The organism is Pseudomonas fortuita (genome assembly GCF_026898135.2).
GTDB lineage: Bacteria > Pseudomonadota > Gammaproteobacteria > Pseudomonadales > Pseudomonadaceae > Aquipseudomonas > Aquipseudomonas fortuita.
Window position 1 is genome coordinate 3718751 of record NZ_CP114035.2, and the last position, 15900, is coordinate 3734650.

Sequence of the window (15900 nt, forward strand, 5' to 3'; positions counted from 1 at the left end):
CATACAGTGATATTTTTGTTGTCCGGGCTGGCCTCATCGCCGGCAAGCCCGCTCCCACAGGGACTGCACAGGTATTGCGTGCTATGCAGTAGCTATGGGAGCTGGCTTGCCGGCGATGAGGCCAGCTTCGGTGTTTATTTGCGAATGATGTTGTGCTCCGGCCCATACGGGAATTTGGTGATGTTCTCGGCGCCTTTGTCGTTGACGATCAGGATGTCATGCTCGCGATACCCACCCGCCCCCGGTCGCCCTTCGGGCAGCATGATCATCGGTTCGATCGACACCACCATGCCAGGCTCCAGCACTGTGTCGATGTCTTCGCGCAGCTCCAGCCCCGCTTCGCGCCCGTAGTAGTGGCTCAGGGTGCCGAACGAATGGCCATAACCGAAGGTGCGGTACTGCAGCAGGTCATGGCGCAGGAAGATTTCGTTCAGTTCACGGGCGATGTCGCTGCAGCGCATGCCCGGGCGTACCAGTTTCAACCCCGCCTCGTGCACTTCCACGTTGGCCTGCCACAGGCGCAGGTATTCATCCGGGCAGTGGTCGAGGAACAGTGTGCGCTCCAGCGCGGTGTAGTAGCCGGCGATCATCGGGAAGCAGTTGAGGCTCAGGATTTCACCTTTGCCGACGCGGCGGCTGGTCACTGGGTTGTGTGCGCCATCGGTGTTGAGCCCGGACTGGAACCAGGTCCAGGTGTCCATCAGCTCCGCATCGAGGAAGCGCTTGGCGATTTCGCGGACCATTGCCTGGGTGGCATGCAGCGCCACCTCGTACTCAGGCACCTGGTCGCGCAGCGCCTCTACAATTGCCGCGCCGCCAATGTCCGCGACCTGTGCACCATGGCGGATCAGCGCCTGTTCCTCGGCCGATTTGATCATGCGCATACGCATGCAAGGCGCGCCAATGTCCAGCAGCTCGGCTTTGGGGTAGCAGGCGGCCAGCTTGGCATGGTTCTGCAGGTTGAGGTGGTCGTATTCGACGCCAATACGCGAGGCCAGCGGCAGCGCCTGCTGGATGGCAACGAAGTAGTTGTCGCGTTGCCAGTCGGTGTAGACGATGTTGTCAGTGCCGACGGTACGCCGCCATGGCTGGCCGCCATCAATGTTGGCGCTGATAGAGACAACCTTGTCCTGGGTGATTACCAGCGCATAGGGACGGCCAAACGAGCAGTAGAGGAAATCACTGTAGTAATTGACGTTATGGTACGAGGTGAAGATCGCCGCCTCAATGTCCTGGTCTGCCATGTAGGCCCGCAGCCGCGCATGTCGAGCCGCATACTCCTGCGCCGAAAAGGTCGGCTGCACCTTGTCACCATTGCGGATTTTGAGGGTCTTTGGCATTTGCATGGTCGGGGTTCCTTGTCGTTGTAAGCACGCTGTTCAGGCTGGCTGCCTGAGAAGCATTGCAACAGAACCGACGAGGACGCTTTTGTACCTATCCGACCTGGAATTGGCGGGATCACCAGGGCCAAGGGGGCGCTTTGCGCCCCCCATAACACCTTTACTTCAGGTCAAAACGGTCCAGCTCCATGACCTTCTGCCAGGCGGCCACAAAGTCCCGAACGAACTTGTCACCCCCGTCACTGCTGCCATACACCTCGCTCAGCGCCCGCAACTGGGCATGCGAACCAAACACCAGGTCAACCCGGCTAGCGTTCCATTTAACCTGCCCGGTCTTGCGGTCGCGGCCTTCGAAGGTTTCGTCGTCCGGCGACGTCGACTTCCATTCCACGCCCATGTCCAGCAGGTTGCGGAAGAAGTCGTTGCTCAAGGTGCCGGGCTTGTCGGTGAACACGCCCTGCTGGCTGCCGCCATGGTTGGCACCCAGCACCCGCAGGCCGCCGATCAGCACGGTCAGTTCCGGCGCAGTCAGGGTCAGCAACTGGGCCTTGTCCAGCAACAGCTTTTCGGCCTTGACGCTGTAGCGAGCCTTGGCGAAATTGCGGAAGCCATCGGCCAACGGCTCCAGCACGGCGAACGACTCGACGTCGGTCTGCGCCTGGGACGCATCGACGCGGCCCGGGCGGAACCCGACGCTGCCACTGTAGCCAGCATCCCGGGCAGCTTTTTCAACGGCTGCAGTACCGGCCAGTACGATCAGGTCGGCCAGGGAGACCTTTTTGCCGCCGCTATTGAACTCGCCCTGTATCTTCTCCAGCGCCGCCAGCACCTTGTCTACACCCTGGTTGGCAGCCCAGTCTTTCTGCGGCGCCAGGCGCAAACGTGCGCCATTGGCCCCCCCGCGCTTGTCGGAGCCACGGAAGGTCGACGCGGATGCCCACGCGGTGGAGACCAGCTCACCCACAGTCAAGCCCGAAGCCAGAATCCTGGTTTTGAGGTCTGCGATGTCTTGCTCGCTGATCGCGGCTGGATCGGCCTTGGGCAACGGGTCTTGCCACAGCAACTCTTCATTGGGCATTTCCGGGCCCAGGTAGCGCGCCAGTGGGCCCATGTCGCGGTGGATGAGCTTGTACCAGGCGCGGGCGAAGGCATCCGCCAGCTGGTCAGGGTTGTCCTTGAAGCGGCGAGCGATCGGCTCGTAGATGGGGTCGAAGCGCAGCGCCAGGTCAGAGGTCAACATGGACGGTGCATGTTTTTTACCTGGATCGTGGGCATCTGGCACTGTGCCTGCGCCTTTGCCCTCTTTCGGCTGCCACTGATGCGCGCCGGCCGGGCTTTTGGTCAGCTCCCACTCAAAGTTGAAGAGGTTGTTCAGGTACTCGTTGCTCCACTTGGTCGGGGTGGAGGTCCAGGTCACTTCCAGGCCGCTGGTGATGGTATCCCCACCTTTGCCTGAACCAAACTTGTTGGGCCAACCCAGGCCCTGCAACTCCAGGCCTGCCGCTTCGGGTTCGGGGCCGACGTTGTCGGCGGGGCCGGCACCGTGGGTCTTGCCGAAGGCGTGGCCACCGGCGATCAACGCCACGGTTTCTTCATCGTTCATGGCCATGCGGCCAAAGGTTTCACGGATGTCCCGGCCAGAGGCCACCGGGTCTGGGTTGCCTTCCGGGCCTTCCGGGTTCACGTAGATCAGGCCCATCTGTACGGCGGCCAGCGGGTTTTCCAGGTTACGCTCAGCCGACAGGTCGCGGTTCTGCTCTTCACCATGCTTGGCCGGCTCGGCCACCAGGTCACCCTGCCCGGGTGGCTGCGCCTTGACCTGTTCCTTGCCGTAGCGGGTATCGCCACCCAGCCAGACCTTTTCCGAACCCCAGTACACATCTTCGTCCGGCTCCCATACATCAGCGCGCCCGCCCGAGAAGCCGAAAGTCTTGAAGCCCATGGATTCGAGAGCAACGTTGCCGGTGAGCACGATCAGGTCGGCCCAGGAAATCTTGTTGCCGTACTTCTGCTTGATCGGCCACAGCAGCCGCCGGGCCTTGTCCAGGCTGACGTTGTCCGGCCAGCTGTTGAGCGGGGCGAAACGTTGCTGCCCCGAGCCCGCGCCGCCGCGGCCATCGCCAATGCGGTAGGTGCCGGCGCTGTGCCAGGCCATGCGGATGAACAGCGGGCCATAGTGGCCGAAGTCGGCAGGCCACCAGTCCTGCGAGTCGGTCATCAGGGCAGTCAGGTCGTTCTTCAGGGCCTGGAAGTCGAGGCTTTTGAACGCCTTGGCATAGTCGAAGTCCGGATCGGGGCTGGACTTCGACGAATGCTGGTGAAGAATTCGAAGGTTGAGCTGGTCAGGCCACCAGTCACGGTTGGTGGTGCCGCCACCTGCGGTTTGATGGAACGGGCATTTCGATTCGTTCGACATCTGCGGGTACCTTTGGGTCGGTTATCCAGATTTCCGGTCTATGCCAGGTGTTCTTTCAGCCGAGCGAGGGGGTCGTGCTACCCCTCATCAGGTCTACACGGGGCCACGGGAAAGACTAGACGAGCTTGGGCAGAGTTCTAATAGAGTGGCTGTTAGAGGGTGATAGGCTGGCTCTGTCAGGTTTGCTTGTACCGGCCTCTTCGCAGGTAAACCCGCGCATCAATCCGAACAGGCGGTACAGGTTTTACTTGCGCCGCTGCATCCACGCCGCCCCCAGCCCACTGAGGCAGATCACCGAAATCCCCACCAGGCTCAAGGTATCCGGCACCTGGCTATAGAATACAAGCCCAAGCAAACCGGCAAACACGATCTGGCAGTAGCTGAACGGCGCCAGCAACGCCGGTGCCGCATGGCGGAAGGCCTGGGTCAGCAGCAGGTGCGCAGTCATGCCAAAGCCGCCCAGTGCCAGCATCAGCAGGGCATGGTCCCACCGCGGCACCTCCCAGAAGAACGGCACCAGTGCACTCATTGCCAGGGTATTGCACAGCCCTGCATAGAAGTTGCTGGTAGTCGGGCTGTCATGTGCAGCCAGAATGCGCGTCAGCAGCTGATAGAAGCAGAAGCCCAACGCCGAACCGAACGGGTACAGAATGGCCGGGGTAAACATCGCACCACCCGGGTGCACCACCACCAGCACGCCGATGAAACCCAGCACTACCGCCACCCACTGCCCCACCGTCACCCGCTCTTTGAGCAGCGGCGCCGACAACGCGGTGACCAGCACCGGGGCAAGGAAGTTGACCGCCGTCGCCTCAGCCAGCGGCAGGTACTGAAGGCCGCTGGTGAACAGCAAGCTGGTGCTCAGCAGGCTCAAGGCCCGCAAGGTCTGCAATACCGGCCGGCGGGTGCGCAATACGTTGAGGCCAGACTTGGGCAGAAAAATGCCGGCCATCAGCAGCGTATGCACCACATAACGTGCCCACACCACCATCACGATCGGGTAAAGGCCGCCGAGGAATTTGGACAGGGCATCGTGGCTGGCGAACAGGAACGTCGCTCCCACCACCAGTGCGATACCCCGCAAGGGTTGGTTGACGCCGGACAGCGGTGTGCTGGAACTCATGGCTCTCTCGATGACGGCGCGGCGACATGCCACGCCCAGGGAAGGCCGCGCAGGCGTGGCCCGGCGGATGCAACAGCTCGAATTCTAGAAGAGATGCCGCAGGATAAGGAAGTTCAATTGCCGCTTGCCCACGCTGACGGCAAATACTGTTCGCTGATCGACCAGTTTGTGCCTCGAACGCATGGCCCGCGCTTCGCTGATCGCCGACCATCGAGTGCGAACCCTGCACACCCTACAAGGAATTTACATGCAAAGGCTCACCACCCGAAACGGTCTGGACCTGCCTGCAATCGGCCTGGGCACCTGGCCGATGACCGGCACCGAATGCACCCAGGCCGTGCACCAGGCGCTGGACCTGGGTTACCGGCACATCGACACTGCCACAGCCTACGAAAACGAAGCGGCCGTTGGCCAGGCCCTGCGCGACAGCGACGTACCACGCGAACAGATCCACCTCACCACCAAGGTGTGGTGGGACCGCCTGGAGCCCAAGGCCATGCGCCAGTCGCTGGAAGACAGCCTGCGCGCATTGGGCACCGAGCAGGTCGACCTGTTCCATATCCACTGGCCCGGCAAGGATTGGGACCTGGCGCGCAGTATCGACACCCTGGTTGCGCTGCGTGACGAGGGCAAAGCACGGCATATTGGCGTGGCCAACTTCCCGCTGGGCCTGCTGCGCCAGGTGGTGGAAACCCTGGGTGCGCCGTTGTCGGCGATTCAGGTGGAATACCACGTGCTGCTCGGCCAGCAACCGCTGCTCGACTACGCCCGCCGCCATGACCTGTTGCTCACCGCCTACACCCCGCTGGCCCGGGGCCAGGCGGCGGCGCAGCCAGTGATCCAGGCGATTGCCCGCAAGCATGGCGTGCTGCCCAGCCAGGTGGCACTGAAGTGGTTGCTGGACCAGGACGGTGTGGCGGCGATCCCCAAAGCCAGCAGCCGCGAGAACCAGTTGGCCAACCTGGCTGCATTGAACGTGCAACTGGACGACGAAGACCGCACGGCGATTGCCCAATTGCCGAAAGACCAGCGCGTGGTAAGCCCGCCGTTTGCGCCAGACTGGAATAGCTGAAATTCGTAAGCGCGACACGGACCTTGTGGGCGCGGGCGTGCCCGCGAAGAAGCCAACTCGGTGGCTGGCACCGGCTGCGCCGGTGTTCGCGGGCATGGCCGCTCCCACAAGGATTGCACAAGCTCTTAAAATTTGAGGCTGCGTGAGCCATCAGCCTGGCGTAATGACCTGCTTCAACCGCTCGCTCGCCGGTGCCGGCCGCCCGTACAGGTAGCCCTGGAAATGCGAGCACCCCTCCGCCGCCAGCCGGCGCATCTGCTCTTGCGACTCCACCCCTTCGGCCGTGGTCTTGATCATCAAGCTGTTGGACAGGTCGGTAATGGCGCGGATGATCGACATTGCTTCACGGCTGTCGCACATGTCATGCACGAACGACTTGTCGATCTTGATCCGGTCGAACGGGAACGAGCGCAAGTAGCCGAGCGATGAATAGCCGGTTCCAAAATCGTCCAGCGAAATCGATACCCCCAAGTCCTTCAGCGCGCGCAAGGTGCGCACGTTTTCGTCGCTGTTACCCAGCAACACCGACTCGGTTATTTCCAGCTCCAGGCGCTGCGCCGGCAGGCCCGAGTCGGCCAGGGCCAAGGCGACAAGCTGCACCAGGTTGGCATTTTTGAACTGCACCGGCGACAGGTTGACCGACACCGTCTGCTCACTGTCCCAGCTGGCCGCTTCCTGGCAGGCCAGGTTCAAGGCCCGGATACCCAGTTCATGAATCAGCCCGGTTTCCTCGGCGATAGGGATGAAGTCCATGGGCATGACCATGCCCCGGGTCGGGTGCTCCCAGCGCAGCAATGCCTCATAACCGGTCACGCTACTGGTTTTCTGGTCCACCACGGGTTGGTAATGCAGCTGCAACTGGCCCAGGTGCAGCGCTGTGCGCAAGTCGGTTTCCACCAGGCGGCGCTGGCGGGCAGCGACGTCAAGCTCCACGTCGAAGCATTCGTAGCGATTGCGGCCGTTGCGCTTGGCCTCGTACAACGCCATGTCGGCGTAGCCCAGCAGCTGCTCGGCCTGATCATTGTCATCCGGGGCGATGGCGATGCCGATACTTACCCCCACGGAGAACTGGTGCCCTTCGATCCGGAACGGCGGGCTGATCGCGTTGATCAGCCGCTGCGCAGTGTTGCACGCAGCATCGCGGCCATCGAGCCCGGTCAGTACCACGGCAAACTCGTCACCACCCAGCCGGGCCAGGGTGTCGTGCTCGCGCAGCTCGCGGCGCAGGCGTTTGCCCAGCTCGCGCAGCAGCTTGTCGCCGAAGGCATGGCCAAGGGAGTCATTGATGTTCTTGAAGTTGTCCAGGTCCAGGCACAGGGCGGCGGTCAGCTTGGCGTTCTCGCTGCCACGCACCAGCGCCTGGCGCAGGCGTTCGTGGAACAAGGTGCGGTTGGGTAGCCCGGTAAGCGCATCATGGTGCGCCATGTGGTGAATCTGTGCGTGGGCCGCCAGTTCCTCGGTGGCATCTTCGGCGACAAACAGCACGTAATCCGCCTGGCCCTCGGAGTGCTGGCTGAGCAAGGTACGGCTGCGCAGGGTCCGTGGACCACGGGCGGTCTCGACCCGGGTCTCGGCAGCATGGCCTTTGGTGTTACGGGCACCACGGGCCAGCTGCTGCTCAAGGTAGTCGGCGGCCGCCGGGCTCAGGCATTCGCCAGGCAGTTGGCCGATCATGCTGCGCCCTGGGCCGCCGAACAGGCGCTCGGCCTGCTGGTTGGCCAACAGGATGCGCTGGCTTTCCAGGTCCTGGACAATGACGCTGGCGGGAATATTGGCAATGACCGAGTCCAGGAATTGCGACAGCTTGGCCATTTCCTGGCTGTACTGCTCGGCCAGCTCCTTGGCCTGCAGCAGCTCCAGTTCCTGGCGGCGGCGTTCGGAAATGTCGCGGGTGACCTTGGCGAACCCCACCAGTTGCCCGGCATCGTCGTACACGGCTTCAATCACTACATGGGCGTGGAACGCCGTGCCGTCCTTGCGCAGGCGGGAGCCTGTTTCTTCAAAACGCCCCGTGCGCCGCGCCTGTTCAAGGTTTAGCGCTGGCCGCCCGGCTGCACGCTCGGCATCGGGGTAGAACAACGAGTAATGCTGGCCGACGATTTCATCGGCAAGGTAGCCCTTGGCGCGCTGGGCACCGGGGTTCCAGTTGGCGACGATACCCTCGGGGGTGAGCAGGTAGATGGCGTAATCCACCACGCTCTGAATCAACAGCCGGTACATGATGTCGGGGTTTGCAGCTAGCGACATGAACTTTACCTGAACCTTCGAAGCGCAAGAAAAAGGACCCCGGCAAGCGGTTGCCAGGTCTAGGGAGGCGTTGATGGCATTATGCCGCCCATGACGATTTTGTGAAGTAGCTCACAAAAATGTCGCTATTCCGCTTCAACGTCGCACAACGGCCGGCCAATCCTCAATGCCGGGCGCCGCTCACCAGGAAACTGAGCAGGTCCGGTTCATCCGTCAGCGTAATGGCCTGTGCCGGGCGCGACAGGTTCGCCAGTACGGCGCTGCAGAACGCCACGGCCGGTGCGTCGTGTGCGTAGCACCGCAGCAACCAGTCGCCCTCGCCGCCCAGCAGCTGCAACGCTACCGCCTGGCCGATGCCCTGGCGGCGGTACTTTTTCAGGATGAACAGGTCAGCCAGTTCAAGCGCGTGAATGCCCGGCAGCTCACTGCGTTCCACCAGCACGAAACCGGCGATGAAACCGTCCGCCAGCACCAGGTACGCGCCCCAGCCCTCGTCCTGCCAGTAGCGTTGCAGGTGCTCGTCGTGGATGTAGAAACGACCATCCACTTCGACGTCTTCCTGCTCCCAGTCGGAGGACTCGTAGGCATAGAACTGGTAGAGGTTGCGGACCAGCGGAGCCTGGTCAGCGGTGGTTGGCAGCAGCGCGATGGGCAGCATGGGCGGGGCTCGGGCAAAAGATCGATTCTAGATCACCGGCCCCGGCAGCAAAAAGCCCGGGCCCTCCCCGCACGGAAAGGCCCAGGCAAAAACACAGCGAAAAATGGTCAGCATTGTGGGGGCGCTACGCGCCCCATTCGCGGCGCAAGGCCGCTCCCACAGGGATTGCACGATGGCACTGTCGCGCGCGATCCCTGTGGGAGCGGCCTTGTGCCGCGAATGGGCTGCGCAGCAGCCCCAAAGGTCTCAGCCTTCCTGCAACGCACGCGGCCGGTGGCTGCGGGCCTCGGCCTCCGGCGCCGTGGTCCCCTGCAGGTGGAAGTCGAACGCCAGCTCGGCAAAACGCTCGCCTTGCACGCCGCGATCACGCGCCGCAGCAGCGTCCTCGACAAACCGCAGCTCGCCGATCAAACCGTCGCGGGTGGCGTAGGCAAAGTCGTCCCACAGGTATTTGTCACCCTCGAAGTTGATCTGCGTGGTCAGGTGGCGGTGCCCCGGTGCCGAGATGAAGAAGTGCACGTGCGCCGGTCGCTGACCATGACGGCCGAGCAGGTCAAGGCACTCCTGGGTCGGGCCCTGCGGGTCGCAGCCATAACCCGACGGCACGATGGAGCGCGCACGGTAGCGCCCCTCGGCGTCGGTAATGATGCGGCGGCGCAGGTTGTACTCGGACTGGGTCGAGTCGAAGTACGAATAGGTACCTTGGGTGTTGGCGTGCCACAGGTCGACGGTGGCGCCGGCCAGCGGCTTGCCGTCGGCATCGAACACCTGCCCCTGCAGGAACATCACCACGCCGGGGTCGGTACCGTCGTCCATGCGCGCTTCGCCTTGTGCCAACGGCGCCCCGGCGACGTACAGCGGGCCTTCGATGGTACGCGGGGTGCCACCGCTCAGGCCGGCCTCAGCATCCTTGGCGTCCTGCAGCAGGTCGAGGAAGTGCTCGATACCCAGGCCTGCGGCCAGCAGGCCAGCCTCGTTACGGCCCCCCAGGCGGTTGAGGTAATCAATGGCGTGCCAGAACTCGTCTTCGGTGATTTCCAGGTCTTCGACCAGGCGCGCGGTGTCCTGCAGCACACGCAGGATGATCTGCTTGAAGCGCGGGTTGCCATCGGCGTGGTCCAGGCCAGCCACTTTGTTGAAGAAGGCTTGAATGTCGGCAGTGTGGGAAATTTTCACGGTCATCGTGCGTACCTCATATTGTTCTTGTCAGGCAGACAGGTGCGGATCAGCGGTCGTCGCTGTGAATCGACGAGGGATGCCGGCACAGGCCGTCGACCTCGATGTCCATGTACGGGAACAGCGGCAGCTGCATCAGTGTGTCGTGCAGCGCCTCGACGCTGGGCACGTCGAACACGCTGTAGTTGGCGTAGTGCCCGGCAATGCGCCACAAGTGGCGCCAGGTCCCTTCACGTTGCAGGCGCTGGGCCAGTTCCTTTTCATCAGCCTTGAGCTGGGTGGCCTTGGCCGGGTCCATGTCGACCGGCAGTTTCACGGTCATCTTCACGTGGAACAGCATGATTATCTCCTTGTTGGCTGATCAGCAACGGGCGAAGCGCGCCAGGCGCTGTTCGTCCAGGGTCAGGCCCAGGCCTGGGGTGCGGGGGATGTGCAGTTGGAAGTCGCGGTACTGCGGCGGCTCGTTGACGATTTCTTCGGTCAGCAGCAGCGGGCCGAACAGCTCGGTGCCCCAGGTCAGTTGGCGCAGGGTAAGGAAGGCATGGGCCGAGGCCAGGGTGCCGATAGAGCCTTCGAGCATGGTGCCGCCATACAGCGCTATACCGGCGGCCTCGGCGATTTGCGCAGTGCGCAACACAGCTCGCGGGCCACCGTTCTTGGCGATTTTCAGGGCGAAGATGCTGGCCGCGCCGTCGGCGGCCAGGCTGAAGGCGTCCTCGACGCTTTCGATCGACTCATCGGCCATGATCGGGGCCGGGCTGCGCTGGTTCAGGCGCACCTGGCCGCCACGGTTGATGCGCGAGATCGGTTGCTCGATCAGGTCGATACCGTTGTCGCCAAGCACCTGGCAAGCACGCACGGCCTGGGACTCGTCCCAGTACTGGTTGACGTCGACCCGCACGCTGGCACTGTCGCCCAGTTCGCGTTTTATCGTCACCACGTGCTTGATGTCCTGCTCCACCGGGTTGGCGCCAATCTTCAGCTTGAACACCCGGTGACGGCGAATTTCCAGCATGTGCTGCGCTTCGGCGATATCACGGGCGGTGTCGCCGCTGGCCAGGGTCCAGGCCACTTCCAGGCTGTCACGCACTCGGCCGCCCAGCAGCTCGCTCACCGGCAGCCCCAGGCGTTTGCCTTGGGCGTCGAGCAAGGCGCTTTCAATACCCGATTTGGCAAAAGTGTTGCCCTTGGCCAGCTTGTCCAGCTTGAGCATGGCCGCATTGATGTTGTCTGCCGCCAGGCCAATCAGCGCCGGAGCCAGGTGCGCGTCGATGTTGGCCTTGATGCCCTCGGGGCTTTCGTAGCCATAGGCCAGGCCACCGATGGTGGTGGCCTCGCCGATACCTTCCACGCCATCGCTGCAGCGCACGCGCAATACCACCAAGGTCTGCTGCTGCATGGTGTGCATTGCCAGCTTGTGCGGGCGAATGGTCGGCAGGTCGACGATAATTGCATCAATACGTTCAATCAGCGCGCTTGTCATTGTGGCCAGGTCCCGTCAGGTCGGGCTGCCAGCTGCAGGCCCGAATGGTGCATTTACTTGATTGCTCAAGGATTGCGCGAGACCCTGATGACCGTCCAATATCAAATGAATCTCCCACCATACCCTGGAGGTCTGATGGAGCTGCGCCACCTGCGTTACTTCAAAGTCTTGGCCGAGACCCTGAACTTCACCCGCGCCGCCGAGCTGCTGCACATTGCCCAACCCCCCTTGAGCCGGCAGATCAGCCAGCTGGAGGACCAGCTCGGCACCCTGCTGGTCGTGCGCGAACGCCCGCTGCGGCTGACCGAGGCCGGTCGTTTTTTTTACGAACAGACCTGCACCGTGCTGCAGCAACTGCAGAACATCAGCGACAACACCCGCCGCATTGGCCAGGGCCAGCGCCAGTGGCTGGGCATCGGGTTTGCCCCCTCGACCCTGTACAACGTGTTGCCAGAGCTGATCCGCGAGCTGCGCCAGGACAGCGAGCTGGAACTGGGCCTGAGCGAGATGACCACGCTGCAGCAGGTGGAAGCCTTGAAGAGCGGGCGCATCGACATCGCCTTCGGGCGCATTCGCATCGACGACGCGGCCATCCACCAAGAGGTTCTGCGGGAGGACCCGCTGGTGGCCGTGCTGCCCAAGGGCCACCCGCTGGCGGGCAGCCCGGTCAGCCTGGCGCAGCTGGCTGGCGAGGCGTTCATCCTCTACCCGGCCAACCCCCGGCCCAGTTATGCCGACCACGTGCTGGCGCTGTTTGCCCAGCATGGCATGAGCATCCGCGTCAGCCAGTGGGCCAACGAATTGCAGACGGCCATCGGCCTGGTGGCCGTCGGCGTGGGGGTAACGCTGGTGCCGGCGTCGGTACAACAGCAACACCGCACCGATATCGAATATGTCGGCTTGCTCGATAGCAGCGCCGTCAGCCCGATCATTCTGAGCCGGCGCAAGGGTGATGTGAGCCCGATCGTGCAGCGGTGCCTGGGGTTGATCGAGCAACAGGCACTATGAACAAAACTTGCACCCTGTGGGAGCGGGCGCGCCCGCGATCACGGGCAGAGCCCGTGCCATCCACCGCGTCGCCTGCTTCGCGGGCATGCCCGCTCCCACAGAGTATGTGTTGTGCTCAGGAATGCGCTTGAGCGCGGCGGCGGTAGGCCAGCAACAGGAACACGAACCACAACGGCATCACGCACAATGCCAGGCGGGTATCCGGCTGCAGTGCCAGCAACACCAGCACAAAGCCGAGAAAGCCCAGGGTCGTGACCGCCACCGGCACCCCGCCCGGCAACTTGAACACCGAAGCATTGTGCGCAGCCGGGTTGCGTTTGCGATAGGCGAGGTACGCAGCAAGGATCATCGACCAGGTAAAGATCACCAGGATTGCCGACACGGTCGAAATCAGCGTGAACACCGTCATCACCTCCGGGATGATGAACAGCAGGCTCAACCCGATCAGCATGCACACGCCGGAAAACACCAGGCTGTACACCGGCACGCTCAGTGCCGAAAGCCTGGCGAACAGGGCCGGCGCGTTACGCCGCTCGGCCAGCCCGAACAGCATCCGGCAGCCCGAGTAGACACCGCTGTTGGCCGAAGAGGCAGCCGAGGTCAATACCACAAAGTTGATCATGCCGGCCGCCGCCGGAAAGCCGGCCAGCAGGAACAGTTCGACGAAGGGGCTGCGGTTGGCCGGCACCTCGGCCCACGACACCACGCTGATGATGCACACCAGCGCCAGGATGTAGAACAGCAGAATGCGCAAGGGGATGGTGTTGATGGCCTTGGGCAGCGAGCGATGAGGGTTCTTCGCTTCCGCTGCGGTGGTGCCGATCAGCTCGGTACCGGCAAAGGAAAACACGGCAATCTGGAACCCGGCAAAGAAACCGCTGATGCCATGGGGCAGCACCGCACCCGGCGCGACCACGTGCGACAGCGAGGCAACCACGCCATTGGGCGAGGTATAGGACGTGGCGATCATGACCGCTGCCGTGATGATCAACAGCACGATGGCGACGATCTTGATGATGCCGAACCAGAACTCTACCTCGCCAAAAATCCTCACCGCCAGCATGTTCAGCCCCAGCAGCACGAACAGGGTGAAGAACGCGGGTAGCCAGGCCGGTGCATCGGGGTACCAGTACTGGAAAAAACCGGCCACCACGACCACGTCCCCCACCACCGCCACGCTCCAGCTCAGCCAGTACGACCAGCTCAGCACAAAGCCGGCGCGCGAGCCCAGGTAATGGGCAACGATATCGGCGAACGACTTGAAGCGCAGGTCGGACAACAGCAACTCGCCCATGGCGCGCATGACGAAGAACACGAAGAACCCGAGGATGGCGTAGACCAACAGGATCGAGGTGCCGGACAGCGCGATCACCTTGCCCGAGCCCATGAACAGGCCGGTGCCAATGGCGCCCCCTATGGAAATCAGCTGGATGTGGCGGTTTTCCAGCGTGCGTTGCAGGTGCCCGTCACGGTCGGGCGTTACCGGTTTGCTTTGCTCAAGGCTTGCGGGCATGTCTTGCATGGCGACCTCTTGTTATTGTTGGCCTGTCACATGTCGCGGTGCCGTGGCGACGCCCATTACTGGCTTCGTCACGGCTTCTCAGGCGGGTTAGCGCGCGCTTTCAAAACCTTGCAAGGTGTTCACTGCGTTGATGCCGATTTCGTCGACCATGTAACCGCCCTCCATCACGAACAGGGTCGGGATACCGGCACTGGCGATCTCGGCGCCCATGCGCAGGAAGTCGTCGCTGGTAAGCTTGAAGTGGCTGATCGGGTCATCCTCGAAGGTGTCGACCCCCAGCGACACAACCAGAAACTGCGGCTTGTGCGCGACAATGCGCTTGAGTGCATCCTGCAAAGCCGGCTGGTACTGGGCCCAGCGGGTGCCCTTGCCCATCGGGTAGTTGGCGTTGAAACCTTCGCCAGCGCCTGCGCCTTGTTCATGGGCGTAGCCGGAAAAATACGGGTAGGACACGTGCGGGTCGCCATGCAGGGAGGCAAAGAACACATCGGGGCGATCGTAGAAGATGTTCTGTGTGCCGTTACCGTGGTGGAAGTCCACATCCAGCACAGCCACGCGCCTGGCGCCCTGGCTCAGGCAGCGCTCGGCGGCGATGGCGGCGTTGTTCAGGTAGCAATAGCCGCCCATGTATTCCCGGGCCGCATGGTGCCCCGGTGGGCGGCACAGGGCGAAGGCACTGTCGGCACCGTCGATGATGCGCTGCATGCCGGTCAAGGCAACATCGGCGCTGCTGCGCACCGCCTCCCAGGTGCCGGCGGTGATCGGGGCCCCCGCGTCCATGGCATAAAAGCCCAGCTTGCCGTCGATGAAGCCGGGCTCACGGTCGATGGCCAGGTCGCGCACTGGCCACACCAGCGGCAGCGCATCGTGGGTTTTGCCGGTGGCGGCCCATTCCGACCAGGCGTTTTCCAGGAAGCTTACGTAGCGCTCGCTGTGCGCCGCCACGTAGCAGGCCCGGTCGAAGGCCTGTTCGGCAATGACATCGCCAAGGCCCGTGCTGCGCACCCGGGCCAGTACGGTGTCGGCACGCTGGGGGTTTTCGAACGATGGCGTAATGGCGCCGTCCTTGAGTTCCGAGCCATGGTGCAAGCGGTGATTGTTGCTAAAAACTGTCAGCACACGAATGTCCTTTTTCAAGGGTTACCGGATAACCAATTTTCGCGCCTGAACCGTGAAAATGCTTTGCTTTATGCTCAGCCAAACCGGATGCTTGAGGAAATTAATCACAGAATTGGCCGGCAATGAGCAAAGCCTTTGCTATCGAACATTTGGACGACACCGACCGCGAGCTACTGCGCCTTTTGCAGGAGGACGGCACCCTGTCGAGCGCTGCGCTGGGCGAGCGTTTGTCGATGACCGTGACGCCCTGCTGGCGCAGGCGCAAACGGCTGGAAGAGCTGGGCATCATCAAGGATTACCAGGCCAACCTCGACCGCAGGAAGCTGGGCTACGACGTGATGGCGTTTGCCCAGGTGCGCTTTGGCAACCATTCGGCCAACGCACCGGATGAGTTCGAGCAGGTGATATTGAAACTGCCGCAGGTGCTGTCCTGCCACAAGGTAACCGGCGAGGCTGACTATGTGCTGACGGTGTTGGCAAATGACCTGGAGAGTTATGGGCGATTCGTGGAAGAGGTGTTGCGCCGTCAGCCAGGCATTGCCTCGATCCAGTCAAGCCTGGCGCTGCGCGAAGTGAAGGCGGTTTCCCGTATCCCCGTGCCCTGAAACCCACCGCGCTGCGCTTTTGATTGTTGTAGGAGCAGCCTTGTGCTGCTCCTGCAGGGTGATGCGGTAGCCTGATTGATGGTGCAAGACAGTTGATCCCATAAAAAATCAAAAGCGGAGCGCACATGATC

The 15900-nt window shown here is 62.7% G+C and carries 13 protein-coding genes; 3 read left to right on the forward strand and 10 right to left on the reverse strand.

Annotated features, from left to right (window positions below; genetic code table 11):
• Window positions 1–134: 134 nt before the first annotated feature.
• From creA to OZ911_RS16925, 3 genes are all read right to left on the reverse strand, one after another.
• On the reverse strand, window positions 135–1346 hold the full coding sequence (gene creA / locus OZ911_RS16915) for a creatinase (protein ID WP_268968376.1): 1212 nt from the start codon (window positions 1344–1346) through the stop codon (window positions 135–137).
• Window positions 1347–1500: 154 nt separating this feature from the next.
• On the reverse strand, window positions 1501–3756 hold the full coding sequence (katG, locus tag OZ911_RS16920; RefSeq protein ID WP_023047751.1) for a catalase/peroxidase HPI: 2256 nt from the start codon (window positions 3754–3756) through the stop codon (window positions 1501–1503).
• 244 nt (window positions 3757–4000) lie between these two features.
• Window positions 4001–4879, reverse strand: coding sequence for a DMT family transporter (locus OZ911_RS16925; RefSeq protein ID WP_016487544.1), 879 nt, complete (start codon window positions 4877–4879; stop codon window positions 4001–4003).
• A 247-nt stretch (window positions 4880–5126) separates the two neighbouring features.
• On the opposite strand from OZ911_RS16925, the gene OZ911_RS16930 reads away from it, so the two are divergent.
• A complete protein-coding gene (locus OZ911_RS16930; protein WP_016487545.1) occupies window positions 5127–5951 on the forward strand; it encodes an aldo/keto reductase in 825 nt (274 codons plus the stop codon).
• Between the two features lie 150 nt (window positions 5952–6101).
• Here OZ911_RS16930 and OZ911_RS16935 read toward each other — a convergent pair whose 3' ends face one another.
• The 5 genes from OZ911_RS16935 to OZ911_RS16955 all read right to left on the reverse strand — a co-directional run bounded on the left by OZ911_RS16935 (window position 6102) and on the right by OZ911_RS16955 (window position 11515).
• Window positions 6102–8198: a putative bifunctional diguanylate cyclase/phosphodiesterase gene (locus OZ911_RS16935; RefSeq protein ID WP_016487546.1), complete on the reverse strand. Its 2097-nt coding sequence runs from the start codon at window positions 8196–8198 to the stop codon at window positions 6102–6104.
• A 163-nt stretch (window positions 8199–8361) separates the two neighbouring features.
• Complete coding sequence (locus OZ911_RS16940) at window positions 8362–8856, reverse strand: GNAT family N-acetyltransferase (protein ID WP_016487547.1); 495 nt, start codon at window positions 8854–8856, stop codon at window positions 8362–8364.
• A gap of 246 nt (window positions 8857–9102) precedes the next feature.
• Entirely contained in the window at window positions 9103–10038 is a 936-nt protein-coding gene (catA, locus tag OZ911_RS16945; protein ID WP_016487548.1) for a catechol 1,2-dioxygenase, read from the reverse strand.
• Between the two features lie 43 nt (window positions 10039–10081).
• Complete coding sequence (catC, locus tag OZ911_RS16950) at window positions 10082–10372, reverse strand: muconolactone Delta-isomerase (RefSeq protein ID WP_016487549.1); 291 nt, start codon at window positions 10370–10372, stop codon at window positions 10082–10084.
• 21 nt (window positions 10373–10393) lie between these two features.
• Complete coding sequence (locus tag OZ911_RS16955; RefSeq protein WP_023047752.1) at window positions 10394–11515, reverse strand: muconate cycloisomerase family protein; 1122 nt, start codon at window positions 11513–11515, stop codon at window positions 10394–10396.
• Window positions 11516–11650: 135 nt separating this feature from the next.
• Here OZ911_RS16955 and catR point away from each other — a divergent pair, with 135 nt between their 5' ends.
• Window positions 11651–12523 (forward strand): HTH-type transcriptional regulator CatR, encoded by an 873-nt coding sequence (gene catR / locus OZ911_RS16960; protein ID WP_016487551.1) that lies wholly within the window; start codon window positions 11651–11653, stop codon window positions 12521–12523.
• Between the two features lie 115 nt (window positions 12524–12638).
• Here the strand turns inward: catR and OZ911_RS16965 are convergent, their stop codons facing one another.
• Together OZ911_RS16965 and OZ911_RS16970 are read right to left on the reverse strand one after the other, a co-directional pair.
• A complete protein-coding gene (locus tag OZ911_RS16965; RefSeq protein WP_023047753.1) occupies window positions 12639–14045 on the reverse strand; it encodes an amino acid permease in 1407 nt (468 codons plus the stop codon).
• An 87-nt stretch (window positions 14046–14132) separates the two neighbouring features.
• Window positions 14133–15164: a histone deacetylase family protein gene (locus OZ911_RS16970; protein WP_023047754.1), complete on the reverse strand. Its 1032-nt coding sequence runs from the start codon at window positions 15162–15164 to the stop codon at window positions 14133–14135.
• Window positions 15165–15286: 122 nt separating this feature from the next.
• On the opposite strand from OZ911_RS16970, the gene OZ911_RS16975 reads away from it, so the two are divergent.
• Window positions 15287–15769 carry an Lrp/AsnC family transcriptional regulator gene (locus OZ911_RS16975; RefSeq protein ID WP_016487553.1) on the forward strand — a complete coding sequence of 161 codons (483 nt, stop codon included), beginning with the start codon at window positions 15287–15289 and terminating at the stop codon, window positions 15767–15769.
• The last annotated feature ends 131 nt before the right edge of the window (window positions 15770–15900 follow it).